The sequence below is a fragment of the Desulfitobacterium elongatum genome (assembly GCF_055378975.1).
This window is the reverse complement of sequence record NZ_AP038772.1, coordinates 4175797-4191659: the sequence shown is the minus strand read 5'-3', so window position 1 is coordinate 4191659 and position 15863 is coordinate 4175797. Positions and strand designations below refer to the sequence as shown.

The following is a 15863-nucleotide window of genomic DNA, read 5'->3' as shown; positions in this document are numbered from 1 at the left end:
CAATGACAGTAAATGTAAGAGTTGAGAAGGATTTTTTAGGGACAAAAGAAGTTCCCTTGGAGGTTTATTATGGCGTTCAGACTTTAAGAGCCATCGAGAATTTCCCGATTACGGGATATAAGCTTGATGAGGCCTTGATTAAAGCCATGGCTATGGTCAAAAAAGCAGCAGCTTTGGCTAATATGCAAGTAAGACTTCTTAATCCACGTTTAGGCAAAGCGATGGTTCAAGCTGCTGAAGAAATTATCGACGGGAAATGGTTGGATCAATTCATCGTTGACCCCATTCAAGGGGGGGCAGGCACTTCTATTAATATGAATACGAATGAAGTGATCGCAAACCGTGCGATCGAACTACTGGGAGAAAACAAAGGAGATTATTCTGTTGTTAGCCCCAATACCCATGTAAATATGGGTCAGTCAACCAATGATGCTTTCCCTACAGCGGTTCATGTTGCCACTCTTAGCTTGCTGGATAAGGTTCTTGTAGCCATGGAAGAAATGAAGGCTATGTTTGATAAAAAGGCTGAAGAATTCAAGGGTGTCATTAAAATGGGTCGCACTCATTTGCAAGATGCAGTACCCATTCGATTAGGCCAAGAATTTGAGGCGTATAGCTGCGTAGTCAAAAGGGACATCGAGCGGATCAAGAAAACACGCCATAGTTTATATGAAGTTAACATGGGTGCAACAGCAGTAGGCACAGGACTTAATGCTGATCCTTATTACATTAAGATTGTAGTAGAACGATTAGCAGAGATTAGTGGGTTTCCGCTGGATAATGTTAAGAACCTTGTCGATGGAACGCAAAATACGGATGCCTATACAGAAGTATCAGCGGCTCTTAAAATCTGCATGATCAACATGTCTAAGATTTGTAATGACATTCGCTTAATGGGATCGGGCCCACGTACTGGCTTAAGTGAACTTAGTCTGCAACCTCGCCAACCGGGTTCTTCTATAATGCCAGGTAAAGTGAATCCGGTCATCTTCGAAGTTGTGAATCAGGTAGCCTTCCAAGTTATCGGAAATGATCACACCATTTGCCTAGCTTCTGAAGCCGGTCAATTTGAACTTAATGTCATGGAACCTGTACTCGTCTTCAATTTGTTACAATCCCTTACTATTATGTCCAATGTCTTTAAAGTCTTTACTCAATACGGTTTAGCAGGTATTGAAGCGAACCAAGAGCGTTGTAAGGATTATGTTGAAAAAAGTGTTGGAATCATTACTGCTCTAAATCCTCATTTAGGGTATGAGGTAGCAGCGAGACTGGCACGTGAAGCTATTCTTACTGGACGTTCCGTCCGTGAGCTCTGTCTAAGAGATGATGTATTGACAGAAGAAGAGTTGGACGAAATTCTAGATCCCTATGAAATGACTCATCCGGGGATTTCAGGGGCTAGACTATTGAATAAAGATGCCCTACTGGCAAAGTAAATTTATGGCTCCGAGCTTTTTGAGAAAAAGTGAGTAAGCGGTTCCCTGTGGTGCTCTAGTATTATTACTTAGAGCACCGTCCCTTTTTTATGGCGATTTGCTTATAGCAAAAGTTATTATTTCATTACTATTTATGTCGCTAGCGGCAGCGGCAAAAGGGAGGTTAATATGAAAGAAATCCATAGTGAACATATTATAGATGCTGTTGAAAGGCTCTGTATTGAAGCGAATTACGATCTAGGTGAGGATGTAATGGAGGGCTTCAAACGTGCAATAAGCCAGGAGACCTCCCAACAAGGTAAAGAAATACTTCAGCTTCTTATTAAAAATGCTGAGATTGCCCATGAAGAACGCGTTCCGATGTGTCAGGATACCGGGATGGCCGTACTCTTTGTTGAGCTCGGACAAGATGTGCACATCATCGGCGGACAACTTACCGACGCACTGAATGAGGGTGTACGACGCGGGTATGAAAAAGGGTTTTTACGAAAATCAGTAGTAAAAGATCCCTTTAATCGTGTCAATACGGGAGATAATACTCCTGCCATCATTCATTATGATATCGTTCCTGGAGATAAGCTTCATATCACTATAGCTCCTAAGGGATTTGGCAGTGAAAACATGGGAGCACTCAAAATGTTGAAGCCTTCTGATGGGTTAGAAGGAGCAAAACGGTTTATTATCGAAACTGTCGATAAAGCAGGAGGAAATCCCTGTCCGCCTATTGTTGTGGGAGTAGGAGTAGGTGGGACGATGGAAAAAGCGACGTTTCTAGCTAAGAAAGCGTTATTACGTCCTATCGGACAATTTAGCCAAGAAGAATACCTTGCAGAAATCGAAAGAGATCTGTTAGAAAAGATTAATAAGTTAGGAATTGGGCCACAAGGTTTTGGCGGGGCAACTACAGCGTTAGCCGTTAACCTTGAAGTCTATCCGACACATATCGCAGGTATGCCTGTTGCAGTAAATATCAATTGTCATTCTACCCGGCATAAGGAAGTCTATTTAGAGGGGAGAGAGCAATAATGGGAGAACCCATACGAATTGAAGCCCCTTTAACCCTTGATAAAGTAAAGGGACTTAAAGCTGGAGACAAAGTACTAATAAGTGGAGTCATTTATACTGGGCGTGATGCGGCCCATAAACGGATGGTCGAAGGGTTAGCAGAAGGTAAAGAACTTCCCTTTGATGTAAAAGATCAGATCATTTACTTTGTTGGCCCAACTCCACCTAAGCCTGGTCAAGTTATCGGTTCAGCTGGACCTACGACGAGTGGGAGGATGGATGCTTATTCTCCCGTACTCATAAAAGAAGGCTTAAGAGGAATGATTGGCAAAGGGTTACGCTCTGCAGAGGTCATCGACGCCATGAAGAAATACCAAGCCATTTATTTTGGAGCCATCGGGGGAGCGGGAGCATTGATTGCAAAATGCATTGTCTCTGCCGAGGTTATTGCTTATCCTGACCTTGGACCAGAAGCTGTACGCCGTTTAGTAGTAAAAGACCTCCCTGTTATTGTGATTATTGATAGTGAAGGGAATAATCTCTATGAGTTCGGTAGAGCGCAGTATCAAGGGGAGTAAAAGTGCGTTCTGAAATATTGGACCTTTTTGAAAGATATATTAAAAGATAGTATTTATTATAGATTTATACGATTTAATGGAAAATTTACTCTATTCTTGTTAGAATATTAATATGCGAAGCAATTCGTAAATCTAGCTTCGCAGAATAGGCAGGACCTTGAGTTTGGGAAGATGTGGACAAGCGCTCTAGCAGCATGTTTGGTTCGATTAGTGGTGAGGAAGAATTTTTAATCGATAGGGAACTTTGTCTTACTGAACTCAAAGAAATGCCGAAGGTCTAGCAAAAATAGAGGAGGTAGAAAAGATGCAATCAGACTACAGTGAACCGACGACTACCAGTCAACCTAATCCCATCGATTTAACAGATGTTAAGGCAGCACTTCTTATGGCCGTAGACCTTGGATATGAACTGGTGAAGGAAGTAGCACAAAAGCCTTTAGAAGCAGGTGAAGAAGTTGCTAAGAAGGCATGTGAGCAAGGCAAAAAGGCGGTTGACAAAGGAGTTGTAGCAGCCAAGGAACATCCATTAGCAGCCCTTCTGATTGCCTTCGGCCTAGGCTTTCTAGTCGTAAAGTTTCTGAAAAGGAAGTAGTATTTATGGAAAGCTTGGCGGATTTCATCATAAAACTTTTTGACTTGTTTGAAGCAGAATTTACGGAGTTTAGGGAAAAGATTTTCAAAATACTCATTGCGGTGGGGCTATTTTTGCTAGCCGTTGTATTGGCTATAACCGGATTCGCTATGTTTGTGTGGGCAATTTACTTAGGATTCAGTCAGCTTATGCCACCTTTCCTAGCAGCATTTGCTGTCGCCGTGTTGGCGTTTATCATGGGAGGAGGCTTGCTCCTTTGCGCAAAAAGAAAGATGGCTTGAGTGTTGCTGAGGCAAAGCAGCAGCTCAAAGATTCCGTTGCAGGAATTCAACCCAAACAATTGGTGGTAAACAATCTCTGGCAGGTCGCAGTGGCTTGTTTCGTAGCGGGTATGCTATCTGCCGATTCCGTGAAAATACGGGAAAATCTTGTGAGTGTCGCTACCACGGCCTTAAAGAAAATGATCTAAGGGTCTTAGCCCGTAACATTTCAAAGCAGGTGTTACGGGCTTTTTCCAATCTAGACTAGGGTGATTTGGTACTCCTCAAACCAATAATCCAGCTGAACAAGCCAAGCCATCAATTGCGGAGTCCCCATGAGTTGTCCAAACCAGGTCTCATTCCCTGGGTTCATTAAACGATCTAAGATATCGTTTTGTAGAAGTTCAGGTAATATCCCGCTTCCCGAAGTAAGACGTTCTTTAAAGAGCTTGAAGACCAGCTCTTCGTAAAGGGGATTATGGGTTTTAGGATAGGGACTTTTCTTGCGATTAAGGATTTTCTCTGGAAGATAGTCTTTCATCGCTTCGCGGAGAAGCGCTTTCTCTACCCCATTTTTGAACTTGATTTCCCAGGGAACGTTGAAGACATACTCGATCAGGCGATGGTCTGCAAAGGGAACTCTGACTTCAAGACCAGCTGCCATGCTCATCCGATCTTTTCGCTCGAGCAAAGAGGTCATAAAGTAGTTGATGGAAAGCCAATTGGCTATACGTGCGTTTTTCATGCTCTCTGGTTCACCTGGAATCATTGGGCAGGACTTAACACTCCTTTTGTAGATTTCGGAAGTATATTCTAAGCCCTCTGTAGGGCGCACGATCTCTGGCTTGAACAGATTGATACGTGCTTGCGGATCGTGGATCCAGGGGAAGTAACCGCTGGATAGCATCTCGGGGCGATAGAACCAAGGATACCCACCAAAAATTTCATCAGAGCACTCACCTGATAAAGCAACTGTGTGATTGACTTTAACTTGCCGGCAGTAATAGAGAAGGGAAGAATCTATATCGGCCATTCCAGGATAGTCTCGATATTTCACTGCATCCAATAAGAGGTCGACGAGCTCTTCGCTTTTGGCTGTGAGAATGGAGTGGTCGGTGTTCAGGTATTGGGCCAGATAAACAGCGTAGTCATCATCACTTTGGGGTTGGAAAAGAGTCTGGGTAAAATGTTCTCGACTTCCTTCATGCTCAAAGGAATAGGTGGCAAGTTGTTTTCCTTCCCGTTTGTATTTCTCCGCTGCGACGGCAGTTATGACTGACGAATCGAGCCCTCCGGAAAGGAACGTGCATAAAGGAACATCCGACACGAGTTGGCGCTCGATGGTGTCGACCAATAATCCTCGAGTTATTTCCACGATGCTTGCTTCACTGTCCGTATTCGGAAGAGCTTGTAAGGACCAATACTTTGATAGTTTTAGGCCACTTCTCTGGGCATTTAGATCAAAAAAGGCATGCGAGGCTGGAGGAAGTTCGTAAATGTCCTTGAATATCGCTGTGCCTTCTTCTTTGACCGGCATCATATAGAGGAGTTGCCATAATCCATAAATATCGAGCTGACGCTTGACTTTGGGGTGCCTGAAGAGTGCTTTGATTTCAGAGGCAAAGAGGAGAGCGCCATCGACAAATGTATAGAATAAGGGTTTGATTCCGAAACGGTCTCTGGATAGATAAGCCCTTTTTTCTTTAGAGTCATAAATGACAAAGGCAAAGATTCCATTCAGCTTGTTCGAACAGTTTTCTCCCCAAATGATGTAGGAATAGAGGACGACTTCAGTATCACAATATGTTTTAAACTCCACTCCGTAAGCACGAAGTTCGCTGCGAAGTTCGTCAGTGTTGTAAAGTTCTCCATTATATACGATGGTATACTCGAAACCTTCGTGGACAGCAGTCATGGGTTGTCTTCCATTTTCAATGTCGATAATCGCTAAGCGGTTATGTTGAAAAGCAAAGGATTCACCAAAGGAAGTACCGTTTTGGTCGGGGCCCCTGTGGGCAAGTTTCTTTCCCATCGGAGCAAGATGTTCTAAATCCTTCGGGGAGATTTTCTTTGAAAAGTCCAGTAATCCAAGAATGGAACACATAGCAAACACCTCACAGTCGCAAAAATGACATAGAGGAACTCAAGTAAGAGTACCTCTTTGTCTCTTATTTAATATATGCAATGCAGGGTGTAGTCGTGCAATATTCGAAAAGTATTTCGGGACGGCGATTCAGGCATAAATGTCGAAATTAGTAATATCGGTTACGGATGAATCTATAAAAATAACGGAAAAGAGTACATAGGTCTAGCTATGCCTGTATTGACAGACGACTCGTCCAAAGATATGATAAATTGTATGGTTTTTATCTCTTAAAAACCATAGAGTTAGGTATAGAACAAAGGCGTTCTAAGGACCCTAAGAAGGGATCTTAGTGCGCTCTTTTTACTTTAATTAAGAGAGGAGTACTCCTAATGCATTTTTCAAAAGAGGATTGCCTTAAGTTCGTGGAAGAGAACGACGTTCGATTCATTCGTTTACAATTCACGGATATCTTTGGCCGAATGAAGAACATAGCCATAACCAATAAGCAACTTCCCAATGCCTTCGAAAAGGGAGTTTTGTTCGACGGCTCATCCGTTGCAGGGTTCACTGGAGTTGAAGCTTCTGATATGTTTCTTTTCCCGAATCCAGAGACTTTCTCAGTTATTCCTTGGAGACCGCAGCAGGGAAAAGTCGCAAGGATTATCTGCGATGTAAAAAATCATGATGGCTCGCAATTTGAAGGGGACCCTCGATATATTCTCAAACGAACCCTGAAAAAGGCTGAGGAGCTTGGCTACGTCTTCCAAGTGGGTCCTGAATGTGAATTCTTCTTGTTCCATACTGATGATGAAGGAAAGCCAACGACTAATACGCATGATGCAGCCAGTTATTGTGATTTGGCTCCCATCGATCAAGGAGAGAACACTCGCCGCGAGATTTGCCTGGTCCTTGAAGAAATGGGTTTTGAAATCGAAACCTCACATCATGAGTCAGCAGCGGGGCAGCATGAAATCGATTTCCGATATACGGATGCTCTCACTGCAGCAGACAACATTATGACCTTTAAACTGGTCGTTAAAATTATCGCTCAGCGCAACGGCCTTCATGCGACCTTTATGCCTAAGCCGCTTCCTGGTGTAAGCGGTTCAGGGATGCATATCAATATGTCTTTAACCCAAGATGGGATTAACCTATTTAATGCGAGTGAGGGTCAAGAGGATATCTCTGAGACAGCCAAGCACTTCGCGGCCGGACTACTGAGCCATATCAAAGGGATCACGGCCATCTCTAATCCTCTGGTGAATTCGTATAAACGTCTGACTCCCGGATTTGAAGCTCCTGTGCATATTGCCTGGTCCCCTATGAATCGCAGCCCTTTATTGCGCGTCCCTGCCCCTCGTGGGGAGGCGACGAGACTTGAACTTCGGAGTCCTGATCCAACCTGCAATCCTTATTTGACCCTTGCCTTAGTCTTGGAAGCAGGGCTTGACGGATTAAGAAAGAATTTGAAATTACCCAAACCGGTGAATGTCAATATCTATGATCTTTCCCCAGAACAGGAGAAACGCCTTAAGCTTGATCGACTTCCCTCAAACCTATTACTCGCTCTTCAGGAGATGAGGAAAGATCCTCTTATCCGCTCGACCCTTGGGGACCATATTTTTAATAAGTACTATTCAGCAAAGACTTCTGAATGGGAAGCTTATGATAATTCGGTCCATTCCTGGGAGATAGATCGGTATTTAAAAATATTTTAATCATGGAACCCTGCACAAAGGGGTGATTTTTAATGAGCGCAGGGAGTGTTCTTATCGTCAGTGGAAAACCTGAAGTCGCAAGTAGTATGGAAGCGATGCTCGTAAGAGAAGGATTTTATCCTGTAAGCTGCGCTCATTCGGCCAATGAAGCGCGCCGACAGTTTTTCCACACTCAACCGGATTTGATCATCATAAGTACTCCGCTCCCTGATGAGCATGGGACGGATTTGGTCTTCGATGCTCATGAGAAGACATCGGCGGGAATCGTCGTCATCGCGCGGCCGGATCAGCTGAATGATATGCATACAAGCTTAGAAAAAACAGGTGCCTTGATTCTTCCTAAACCCATCAATCGGCTCACCTTGCTTCAGACGGTTCGTTTTGCTTTATCCGTAAGGAATTCGATGACTCAACTGAAAAGTGAGCGCGACGACTTGAAAAAGCGTATGGATGAACGTAAAGTCGTTGAACAAGCTAAGTGGATTCTTGTCGAAAAGTTAAAGCTCAGCGAGCCGGAGGCTTTCCGCCTCATTCAGAAAAGAGCCATGGATTTGCGACTGCCGCAAGTTCAGGTGGCGGAAGATATAATAAAAGAATATAAGTAATAGGAGAAACCTTCGTTAGTAACGTTGGTTTCTCCTTTTAGATGAGTTTATATGAACAGCAAGTTATTCTTTGAATTTTACTTAGCGAGCGGATTCCCTATTTGAGCAAACTCCTTTAGGGCACGCTCGGCAACGGGACGTGCAATCATTGTTCTTGGTCCACTAATACAGCCACCCTCACAGGCCATACACTCAAGAAACCCGTTCTCCTTGTTCTTAATGTGAGTTTCCAGGGCCTTCAAGCTGTTCTGAATCCCTTCTGTTTGGAAAGTTGCTGGGGCATTCTCTCCTAGGTAAGCACGTAGAGCAGCAGCAACTCCTCCAGCTTTAGCAAATTCGCGCGCAAACGAACTCGGTCCTTCGAGAATCAGATTCGATTCCTCGGCAGGATTAATTCCTTCGTACTCAAACCAAACCATTAATTCCTCAAATGTAATCACATAATCCACCTGAGTCTCGGGTTTCCTGCCTTCTCCCTTCTTGGCAATACAGGGTCCGATAAAGGCAACCTTTGCCTCAGGGTCATTTCGCTTAATCATTTGTGCGACTTGGGCCATCGGAGATAGTGTGGTGGAAATATAAGTGAGGAAGTCAGGTGCTTCCTTCTCTACCGCTGCTACGTAAGCCGGACAACAGGAACTGGTCATAAACTGTTCTCCGTGAGCAGATCGCTCTTGATACTCCAGAGCTTCGAGTTCAATCGTCTTGTCTGCGCCAAGTGCGGCTTCAAGGGCGTCTTTGAAACCTAGCTTTAAGAGTGCTGACTTAACCTGTCCTGGAGTAACCTTTCTCCCGAATTGCCCTACGAAAGCAGGAGCGATGACAGCATAGATTGCCTTCCTGGGCTCACGAAGCTCTTCGGCAAGATTCACGAGTTGTGAGGATTCTACGACTGCGCCAAAGGGGCAATTGACGATGCATTTTCCACAACTTGTGCAATGCTCTTCTTGTATACTTGCAATGCGATCCTCACGAACAGAGATTGCTTTCGTCGGGCAACTTTCTTCGCAAGGCCTTCTTTGCTCTATGATGGCATGATAAGGGCAATTCCGGGCACAAAGGCCACATTCCACGCAGCGTGTTTGGTCAATGAACGCTTTATTATTGATAAAGAGGACTGATTTTTTGGCGCAGTTAGAGGAGCAGAAATGACCAACGCAGTTCTGACATAGGTCAGTCACGATATAACGGTGCATTTCACATCCATTACACCCTTCTTTGAGAACTTGAACGATCGGACCCGTATCAGGCTCGAAGACAACTTTTAAGCGTTCTTCGATAATGGCTCGTTCTTTATGGATACAGCAACGATAACGGGGAGATCCATCGGGAATGATTTCACGAGCTAAGGTAGAGCGATCGTTACGGTCGTGGCTATCACCTACCCACTCCAATGCGGATTTCAACACTTGATGGCGAATTTGCATGATTTCGGATTGTGCCACTTCGTATCCTCCTTAAATATCCATTTTTGATTTTGTATCTCATTAAAATGTAATAATCAATGCGGGTTGTCTTGTTTCATTAATAATTTGTGAAATTATTAGACTAATTGGCATATTTAATTGGTATATATTCATCATACTTAGTGTACCAGAGACAATCTGTTAAATACAATATGAATGTGAAATGTTTAACTTGGAAGTTTATTTTATAAATAGAATATATTCAATCAAATTTCTATAAGAATTTTCAGCTTATTGTTATTTTAAGTTATATAAAACTAAAAAGTATATTCTGACAGTTTGAATGATAAGACAAAGGGGTAAATTTCACAGAATATGTGAAATTTACCCCTTTAAAGGATATAACTTAGAGTGAAATCGATACGTATCTTGCTCAATCTCCTTTGAGACTAGGGTGCTTTTGGCGCTTAACCACCTCATTTCCTACCCAAGCAGCAATTCCTGCCTTGATTAAATCGGTGGCGATGAAGGGCAAGAAGCCTGTGGTAAATACGATAGCCACTGAGGTTGGCTGATGTAGGAATACGCGCAAAGCAAGGTAGAGATAACTTAATCCGATTGCGTACAGGGCGATCAAACCTGCCAGGACGGCGACGACCGCAGAAGCTAAACTTCGCCTATTATATATTTTTCCGACGACATAAGCCGCTAAGATATCTCCAAGAAGATACCCAAAAGAGGGTTTGAAGATATAACCAATTCCTCCAAATGGAGCGCTGGCGAAGACCGGTAAGCCCAAAAGCCCAAGAAAAATATAAACGATTAAGGCTAGAGCCCCATATCTTGCACCTAGGACAAGACCTGTTATTAATACTAAGATGGGTAGAAGGCTGAAAGGGACTAAAGCGGGCGTTGCCCAGCGCATAACCATTCCGGCCAAGCACATCAGGGCAGCCATGGCTGCTGTTCTTGCTAGATTCTTTGTTTCCACGTAAATCTCAATCCTCCTCTTATTTTGCTTGCAAGCTTTTAACGTTGTAGATAGGCAATTCTTCGTCCGTCAAATATTTAGTGACGCGTGTAATTCGTGATTTGTTATCAGTATTGTAAACTGATGAATAAAATAAAGTTTACAATAAGACTGAGGTTATGGCAAGAGAAATTTTGTCGTGTCATTAAGTGATATAGCGTATATTTGAGTGAAGTCAGTATGTAACTGTTGGTTCTGTAGATTATCTTCACATTCTATGGTATGTGTGAAGAACTATATCAAGGATGGGGGAAAGTCTAAATAGCAAAATTTAATTGTAAACTTAGCATGATATTAGTGTTGACAATTCTTTATCCAACTGATATTTTTATCCCAAATTGTTGTTAGATTTTAATGGGTTTATAATGCCCTTATCTTAAATGAAACGTTCTGGGGTGCGAGTCTATGTCGAAGAATCAGTTATGGGGTACTCATATTAGCTATGGAATCATACACGAACTTAACTTCTATCTCCATCAGGGTGAAGTGGTCGCACTCATGGGGGCAAATGGAGCGGGAAAATCTACCTTGGCCCGCATCATTGCTGGACTTATCGAACCGACGAGCGGAGAAATTCGGCTGGTTAAGAGCGGGGTTGAAACGTCGTGGTTTGATCAAAAGCGTTGGCAGGAGATTGGTTTGATCGGCCAACACCCTCGGAGACAAACCATCGGGGCAACGGTTGCCGAGGAGTTAGGATTTGGGCTTCTTAACCTAGGATATGGCCTCAAGGAAGCTCGTGAAATAGTGAATGAACTAGCGATTAATATCGGACTGGGAGATCAATTAAATCAATCTCCGGCTACTCTTTCAGGGGGGGAGAGGCAACGGTTAGTCATGGCAGCGGTTCTAGCCCTTAAGCCGTCATTCCTGATTCTCGATGAAGCGTTAACCATGCTTGATGATCGATCCCAGGAAGCCTGCCTCAAATTGCTCAAAGCTCAGAGTGAGGGAATGGGTCAACTCTGGATTACCCATGATCCTGAATTAGCGCGTAGAGCAGATCGACTTCTCGTCATGAAGAAGGGAAGACTAACGGATATGGGAAAACCAGAGAAGGTGTTGAACGATTCAGCCTTATGTAAAGAGTTTTCAATCCGTCAGAGCGAGAGATCAAGTACTTTAGATGTTCATAGCGTAGAACTATGGAGGAAGCTTGAGAGGGCTCGAAGCAGGAGAGTAGGGGTAGAACAATCGGGAGATACCCCAATCTTACTTAAGAGGCGAAATGTAGTTCAAAAGCTTGAAGAAATTGAAGAGGTTGAAGAGGGTTACGTCTTGGAATGGAAAGATGCTGACTATGATACAAGACTTAAGATTACTGAGAACATCAGACTAAAGGAGTTTATTGGTGTACTTGGACCCTCAGGTGCGGGCAAATCTACGCTTTTGGATAGCGCGATCGCCTTAATCAGACCTTCTGCAGGAAAATTTCTTGCGTTTGATGAGGAAATTTCGAAGCAAAGCATCAATCAGCTTAGGCAGAGGGTTCGCCTCATGCTCCAAGAACCCGGTGAATATCAAATTGGAAGAAATGTGTACCATGAGGTTTTTTATCTTCAGAGCCGAAAGGAGAGAAAAGTAAATCATCAAGCAAACCTTAGATATCTTGAGATCTTTGATATATCAGAACATCAAGCCAACAATGCCCAAGAGCAATTAAGTGGAGGAGAACGGCAACGTGTAGCTTTAGCCGCTGCTTTAGAATCTTTACCTGAGGTGCTATTACTGGATGAGCCTCTTTTAGGATTAGATGCTGAGGGCTGCGCATTATTTCAATCCATCCTGAAGGAATTAAAGGGTAGACTTACCATAGTCTATGTAACACACGATTTATCAGAGCTTGTCGGATTAGCTGACCGATTATGGCTCATCGAAGAAGGTAGGCTCACGTTGGATTGTTCGGGGAAGGATTGGTCGCTGTATAAGAATCAATTTATAAAGGCGGGTGTCCGTTTCCCCATGAGTAGTGTTTTGTGATCGGACAAAAAAATGACCGAGGTCAGACAGAAGGAGGACCAGAAGTTAGTGGAAGTAGGACTCTACTTATCGGGCGAAAGTGCTTTACACAAGGCTGATCCTCGATTGAAAATAGGAGGATTGGTTGCACTCGGTTTTTTGATCACTGCAACAAAGCCACTAGGCTTGATAAGTTTATCCGTTGGGCTTTTTATGCTTATGCTCTTAAGTCATATTCCTCTTAAAGAATTCAAAGCTGTGGCTTTGGCAGGTTTATTTCTTGGTAGCTTTTACATCCTTGTTTTGGGCTGGAACTGGACAGAAACCTGGCGCTTCTGGGAAGGGAATTGGTCTCGGGATGGACTTATACAGGCCCTTTTGATTAACTGGCGTATTGGACTTGTCTTTGTATTTACGAGGATATTTACAGCAGTCACACTCCCTTCAGAGCAAGGAATCGGGATTGCCTATTTCCTTACTCCATTGTATCGGTTCACCCCGAAAGCAGCTGATTTTTCGCTTCTGATTACCTTGACCCTTCGTTTTATACCTTTATTAATAGAGGAAGCGAGCCTACTCTATAAGGCTCGCATGGCGAAGGGCGGATTACCCTCAAGTCGAGTTAAGAAACTCTTAGAACTTGCTTCTTTTTTAGTACCCTTACTCCTCTTAACCTTACGACGCGCCGAGGAACTTGCAGATAATTTAGTTGCAAGGGGGTATAGTTCTGGTGGGTATCGGGTACTGGGAACGAAAGAATGGGGGAGTGAAGACACTTGGGGAGTTCTTATCTTAGTACTATGGGGAATAGGAACTTTGGCATTAAGTCAGATAAATTCAGTATAAGCATTAGGGGTGACAGGCTGGCTAGGATAAAAGGGATCCTCTAAAAGCGAAAGTCCAGGCTGTACCGTTAAGGTATGCCTGGACTTTCGCTTAAATCAGTAGACCAAAAAGCTCTGGATTATCATTAATGACGGTATACTGGAATCCCTTTTTGTCCATCTTCTTAATGAGGGCTTGATAATCTTCTTTCCGAGTCAGTTCAATCCCCACAAGGGTTGGGCCTTTTTCTTTATTGTTTGATTTTGTATACTCGAATCGGGCGATATCATCGTGGGGCCCGAGGACTTCGACCACAAATTCTTTCAGTGCACCTGGACGTTGTGGGAAGTTAATAATGAAATAATGTTTAAGTCCTTGATCAAGGAGGGAGCGCTCTTTGATTTCGGGAGTTCTTTCAATATCATTATTTCCCCCACTAATGATGCATACAACGTTTTTACCTTTGATTTGCTCCCTGTAAGCATCAAGAGCAGCTATCGGAAGAGCACCAGCGGGTTCAACGACAATGGCACTATCATTGTACATTTCTAGAATTGTTGTACAGACTTTTCCTTCGGTTACGACGATGATATCATCTAAGACTTCTTGACAGATTTCGAAGGTCAAATCTCCTACTCTTTTTACAGCAGTACCGTCAACAAAACTGTCGATGCTCGCTAAGGTTACGACCTCATTTTCCGCAAAGGCCTGCTTCATTGAACTTGCTCCCGTAGGCTCTACGCCGATGACACGGGTAGCAGGGCTTAAGCTTTTCATTGCAATGCCGACGCCTGACATCAGGCCTCCCCCACCAATACCACCTAATACGAAATCGACTGGGGAATCCATATCATTGAGAATTTCCATGGCGATCGTACCTTGTCCAGCGATTACGAGAGGATCATCAAAAGGATGAACAAACGTTTTATTTTCCTTATCACAGTGTGCTTTGGCTTCATTGAACGCGTCATCGAAAGTATCCCCTGTCTGGATCACCTCTACGAAATCTCCCCCAAAACGTTTCACGGAAGAGACCTTTTGTTTGGGAGTGGTTGATGGTACGTAGATGCTTCCTTTAATCCCTAAGGCTTTGCAGGAATAGGCGACACCTTGGGCATGGTTACCTGCACTTGCGCAGACGACCCCGTTCGTCAGTTTGTCAGCTGGGACGCTCTGAATCATGTTATAAGCTCCACGAAGCTTAAAGGAACGGACAATTTGTAGATCCTCGCGTTTTAAAAATATATTGCAGTCATACTTCTCTGATAGAAGGTCACTGCGGTGGAGTGGTGTCTTATTGATGATTCCTTTAAGAGCTTGACCAGCTCTTATGATATCTTCTAATACTACTTTCCCCATAAGTTTAAATTTACTCCTTTCTATGCCCTCTGGTATATAATGACGGAAACTTCCTACTCTGGATTATTCGAGGCTTTCGCTACTAATCTCTCGCTTAAAAATGGGTACATTAATGATTGGTAGTCATTGAGACAAAAAATGCAGGTTAAGAAGACCTGTACTAAGACACAATAATTAAATTAATTATTTATACTATGATACGCTTGCTTGTTGGGTTAGTCAATTAAAAAAACTCACTTAAAATTCATAAGGAGATTCTTCATGGTAATTATTTATGATATGGTCGTTCATTTCGAGGAAGAAATGAAGTCAGGTCTGATGAGAGAAAAACTCAGTGAAATTCATATGATCGCAAGGGACATCCATCCCTTGATCAAGACCTTGAATAAGAGTTTTAAGACGAACCTCAATGTGGGAGAGGTTAATTTCTCTGAACTCGACCTCTTGATTTGGCTTCCGGATGAAGAGAGTGACCCGAATTCCTTTCAGATTACCCTAAATGAACACTTTTCGTCTGTTGAGAGTGAGGTCATAATAAAGCAGATTTTAGCTCGAATGAATGAACACCCTGAGAATGTCGAACAGATTAGGATTACTCGTGACTGCGAAGTCGACTTAACTCGAGTAGAATGTCTACTAAACAAAATCAAAGATGGAGATGTATTTGAGAATATCCTCGAAAATATCCCGAAGTTATGTTTTATTGACTCGAAAACCTATCAAAGCAAGGAGACAATATCACAAATGATTGACGAATTTGAAGAGATACTCTTTGAAGCACTTGTAAATAAGAAGATCCGAGTGAATGGGAAAGCTGGAATGCTGAAGAAAGTTCAGGGGGATTGTCGCTATGGTTTTTTTGAGCGAGGGGTAAGAAAGGACTATGCCTGTTTATCCCTTGTTCAAAAGATGGGAGCGAAGACGATACGGCAGATAGGTTTTGAGATGGATGGGTTTAGGTAAGACTTTTAAACTAGTGATAGATTATGCTACAATTTACT

The 15863-nt window shown here is 43.1% G+C and carries 15 protein-coding genes and 1 pseudogene; 12 read left to right on the top strand and 4 right to left on the bottom strand.

Annotated features, from left to right (window positions below; all coding sequences use genetic code 11):
* Window positions 1-2 precede the first annotated feature (2 nt).
* From aspA to ACZ42W_RS19740, 6 genes are all read left to right on the top strand, one after another.
* Window positions 3-1439, top strand: a complete 1437-nt coding sequence (gene aspA / locus ACZ42W_RS19765) for an aspartate ammonia-lyase (protein ID WP_464166970.1) — start codon at window positions 3-5, stop codon at window positions 1437-1439.
* 168 nt (window positions 1440-1607) lie between these two features.
* Complete coding sequence (locus tag ACZ42W_RS19760) at window positions 1608-2465, top strand: fumarate hydratase (protein ID WP_464166969.1); 858 nt, start codon at window positions 1608-1610, stop codon at window positions 2463-2465.
* The gene (locus tag ACZ42W_RS19755; protein WP_464166968.1) at window positions 2465-3022 is read left to right on the top strand and encodes a Fe-S-containing hydro-lyase; all 558 of its coding nucleotides are present in this window, start codon (window positions 2465-2467) and stop codon (window positions 3020-3022) included. Before ACZ42W_RS19760 ends, ACZ42W_RS19755 begins: the two co-directional genes overlap by 1 nt.
* A 304-nt stretch (window positions 3023-3326) precedes the next feature.
* Window positions 3327-3614, top strand: coding sequence for a hypothetical protein (locus tag ACZ42W_RS19750; RefSeq protein WP_464166967.1), 288 nt, complete (start codon window positions 3327-3329; stop codon window positions 3612-3614).
* A gap of 5 nt (window positions 3615-3619) precedes the next feature.
* The gene (locus ACZ42W_RS19745; RefSeq protein ID WP_464166966.1) at window positions 3620-3895 is read left to right on the top strand and encodes a phage holin family protein; all 276 of its coding nucleotides are present in this window, start codon (window positions 3620-3622) and stop codon (window positions 3893-3895) included.
* Window positions 3871-4083 carry a hypothetical protein gene (locus tag ACZ42W_RS19740; protein WP_464166965.1) on the top strand — a complete coding sequence of 71 codons (213 nt, stop codon included), beginning with the start codon at window positions 3871-3873 and terminating at the stop codon, window positions 4081-4083. Before ACZ42W_RS19745 ends, ACZ42W_RS19740 begins: the two co-directional genes overlap by 25 nt.
* Window positions 4084-4133: 50 nt before the next feature.
* Here the strand turns inward: ACZ42W_RS19740 and asnB are convergent, their stop codons facing one another.
* Window positions 4134-5978 (bottom strand): asparagine synthase (glutamine-hydrolyzing), encoded by a 1845-nt coding sequence (gene asnB / locus ACZ42W_RS19735; protein WP_464166964.1) that lies wholly within the window; start codon window positions 5976-5978, stop codon window positions 4134-4136.
* A gap of 371 nt (window positions 5979-6349) precedes the next feature.
* Here asnB and glnA point away from each other — a divergent pair, with 371 nt between their 5' ends.
* Window positions 6350-7678 (top strand): type I glutamate--ammonia ligase, encoded by a 1329-nt coding sequence (glnA, locus tag ACZ42W_RS19730; RefSeq protein ID WP_464166963.1) that lies wholly within the window; start codon window positions 6350-6352, stop codon window positions 7676-7678.
* 32 nt (window positions 7679-7710) lie between these two features.
* Window positions 7711-8283 (top strand): ANTAR domain-containing response regulator, encoded by a 573-nt coding sequence (locus ACZ42W_RS19725; RefSeq protein ID WP_464166962.1) that lies wholly within the window; start codon window positions 7711-7713, stop codon window positions 8281-8283.
* A gap of 77 nt (window positions 8284-8360) precedes the next feature.
* On the opposite strand, the gene ACZ42W_RS19720 is transcribed toward ACZ42W_RS19725, so the two are convergent.
* Both ACZ42W_RS19720 and ACZ42W_RS19715 read right to left on the bottom strand, forming a co-directional pair.
* The gene (locus ACZ42W_RS19720; RefSeq protein ID WP_464166961.1) at window positions 8361-9728 is read right to left on the bottom strand and encodes a monomeric [FeFe] hydrogenase; all 1368 of its coding nucleotides are present in this window, start codon (window positions 9726-9728) and stop codon (window positions 8361-8363) included.
* A 394-nt stretch (window positions 9729-10122) separates the two neighbouring features.
* Complete coding sequence (locus ACZ42W_RS19715) at window positions 10123-10647, bottom strand: biotin transporter BioY (RefSeq protein WP_464171109.1); 525 nt, start codon at window positions 10645-10647, stop codon at window positions 10123-10125.
* Window positions 10648-11199: 552 nt separating this feature from the next.
* Here ACZ42W_RS19715 and ACZ42W_RS19710 point away from each other — a divergent pair.
* From ACZ42W_RS19710 to ACZ42W_RS19700, 3 genes and pseudogenes are all read left to right on the top strand, one after another.
* Window positions 11200-11550: pseudogene (locus ACZ42W_RS19710) on the top strand (ATP-binding cassette domain-containing protein); the annotation flags it as partial.
* A 6-nt stretch (window positions 11551-11556) separates the two neighbouring features.
* Window positions 11557-12699, top strand: a complete 1143-nt coding sequence (locus ACZ42W_RS19705) for an ATP-binding cassette domain-containing protein (RefSeq protein ID WP_464171107.1) — start codon at window positions 11557-11559, stop codon at window positions 12697-12699.
* Window positions 12700-12747: 48 nt separating this feature from the next.
* The gene (locus ACZ42W_RS19700) at window positions 12748-13524 is read left to right on the top strand and encodes an energy-coupling factor transporter transmembrane component T family protein (RefSeq protein ID WP_464166960.1); all 777 of its coding nucleotides are present in this window, start codon (window positions 12748-12750) and stop codon (window positions 13522-13524) included.
* Between the two features lie 90 nt (window positions 13525-13614).
* Here ACZ42W_RS19700 and ilvA read toward each other — a convergent pair whose 3' ends face one another.
* Window positions 13615-14862 (bottom strand): threonine ammonia-lyase IlvA, encoded by a 1248-nt coding sequence (ilvA, locus tag ACZ42W_RS19695; RefSeq protein ID WP_464166959.1) that lies wholly within the window; start codon window positions 14860-14862, stop codon window positions 13615-13617.
* 261 nt (window positions 14863-15123) lie between these two features.
* Here ilvA and ACZ42W_RS19690 point away from each other — a divergent pair, with 261 nt between their 5' ends.
* Window positions 15124-15825: a hypothetical protein gene (locus tag ACZ42W_RS19690; RefSeq protein ID WP_464166958.1), complete on the top strand. Its 702-nt coding sequence runs from the start codon at window positions 15124-15126 to the stop codon at window positions 15823-15825.
* Window positions 15826-15863 lie beyond the last annotated feature (38 nt).

What these genes read in the sequence shown, in the direction of transcription:
- ACZ42W_RS19750 (WP_464166967.1), top strand. Translation starts at nt 3,327, where the DNA reads ATGCAATCAGACTACAGTGAACCGACGACTACCAGTCAACCTAATCCC.
- ACZ42W_RS19705 (WP_464171107.1), top strand. Translation starts at nt 11,557, where the DNA reads ATGGCAGCGGTTCTAGCCCTTAAGCCGTCATTCCTGATTCTCGATGAA.
- ACZ42W_RS19715 (WP_464171109.1), bottom strand. Translation starts at nt 10,647, where the DNA reads ATGGCTGCCCTGATGTGCTTGGCCGGAATGGTTATGCGCTGGGCAACG.
- ACZ42W_RS19690 (WP_464166958.1), top strand. Translation starts at nt 15,124, where the DNA reads ATGGTAATTATTTATGATATGGTCGTTCATTTCGAGGAAGAAATGAAG.
- ACZ42W_RS19760 (WP_464166969.1), top strand. Translation starts at nt 1,608, where the DNA reads ATGAAAGAAATCCATAGTGAACATATTATAGATGCTGTTGAAAGGCTC.
- glnA (WP_464166963.1), top strand. Translation starts at nt 6,350, where the DNA reads ATGCATTTTTCAAAAGAGGATTGCCTTAAGTTCGTGGAAGAGAACGAC.
- ACZ42W_RS19755 (WP_464166968.1), top strand. Translation starts at nt 2,465, where the DNA reads ATGGGAGAACCCATACGAATTGAAGCCCCTTTAACCCTTGATAAAGTA.
- ilvA (WP_464166959.1), bottom strand. Translation starts at nt 14,862, where the DNA reads ATGGGGAAAGTAGTATTAGAAGATATCATAAGAGCTGGTCAAGCTCTT.
- ACZ42W_RS19745 (WP_464166966.1), top strand. Translation starts at nt 3,620, where the DNA reads ATGGAAAGCTTGGCGGATTTCATCATAAAACTTTTTGACTTGTTTGAA.
- asnB (WP_464166964.1), bottom strand. Translation starts at nt 5,978, where the DNA reads ATGTGTTCCATTCTTGGATTACTGGACTTTTCAAAGAAAATCTCCCCG.
- ACZ42W_RS19725 (WP_464166962.1), top strand. Translation starts at nt 7,711, where the DNA reads ATGAGCGCAGGGAGTGTTCTTATCGTCAGTGGAAAACCTGAAGTCGCA.
- aspA (WP_464166970.1), top strand. Translation starts at nt 3, where the DNA reads ATGACAGTAAATGTAAGAGTTGAGAAGGATTTTTTAGGGACAAAAGAA.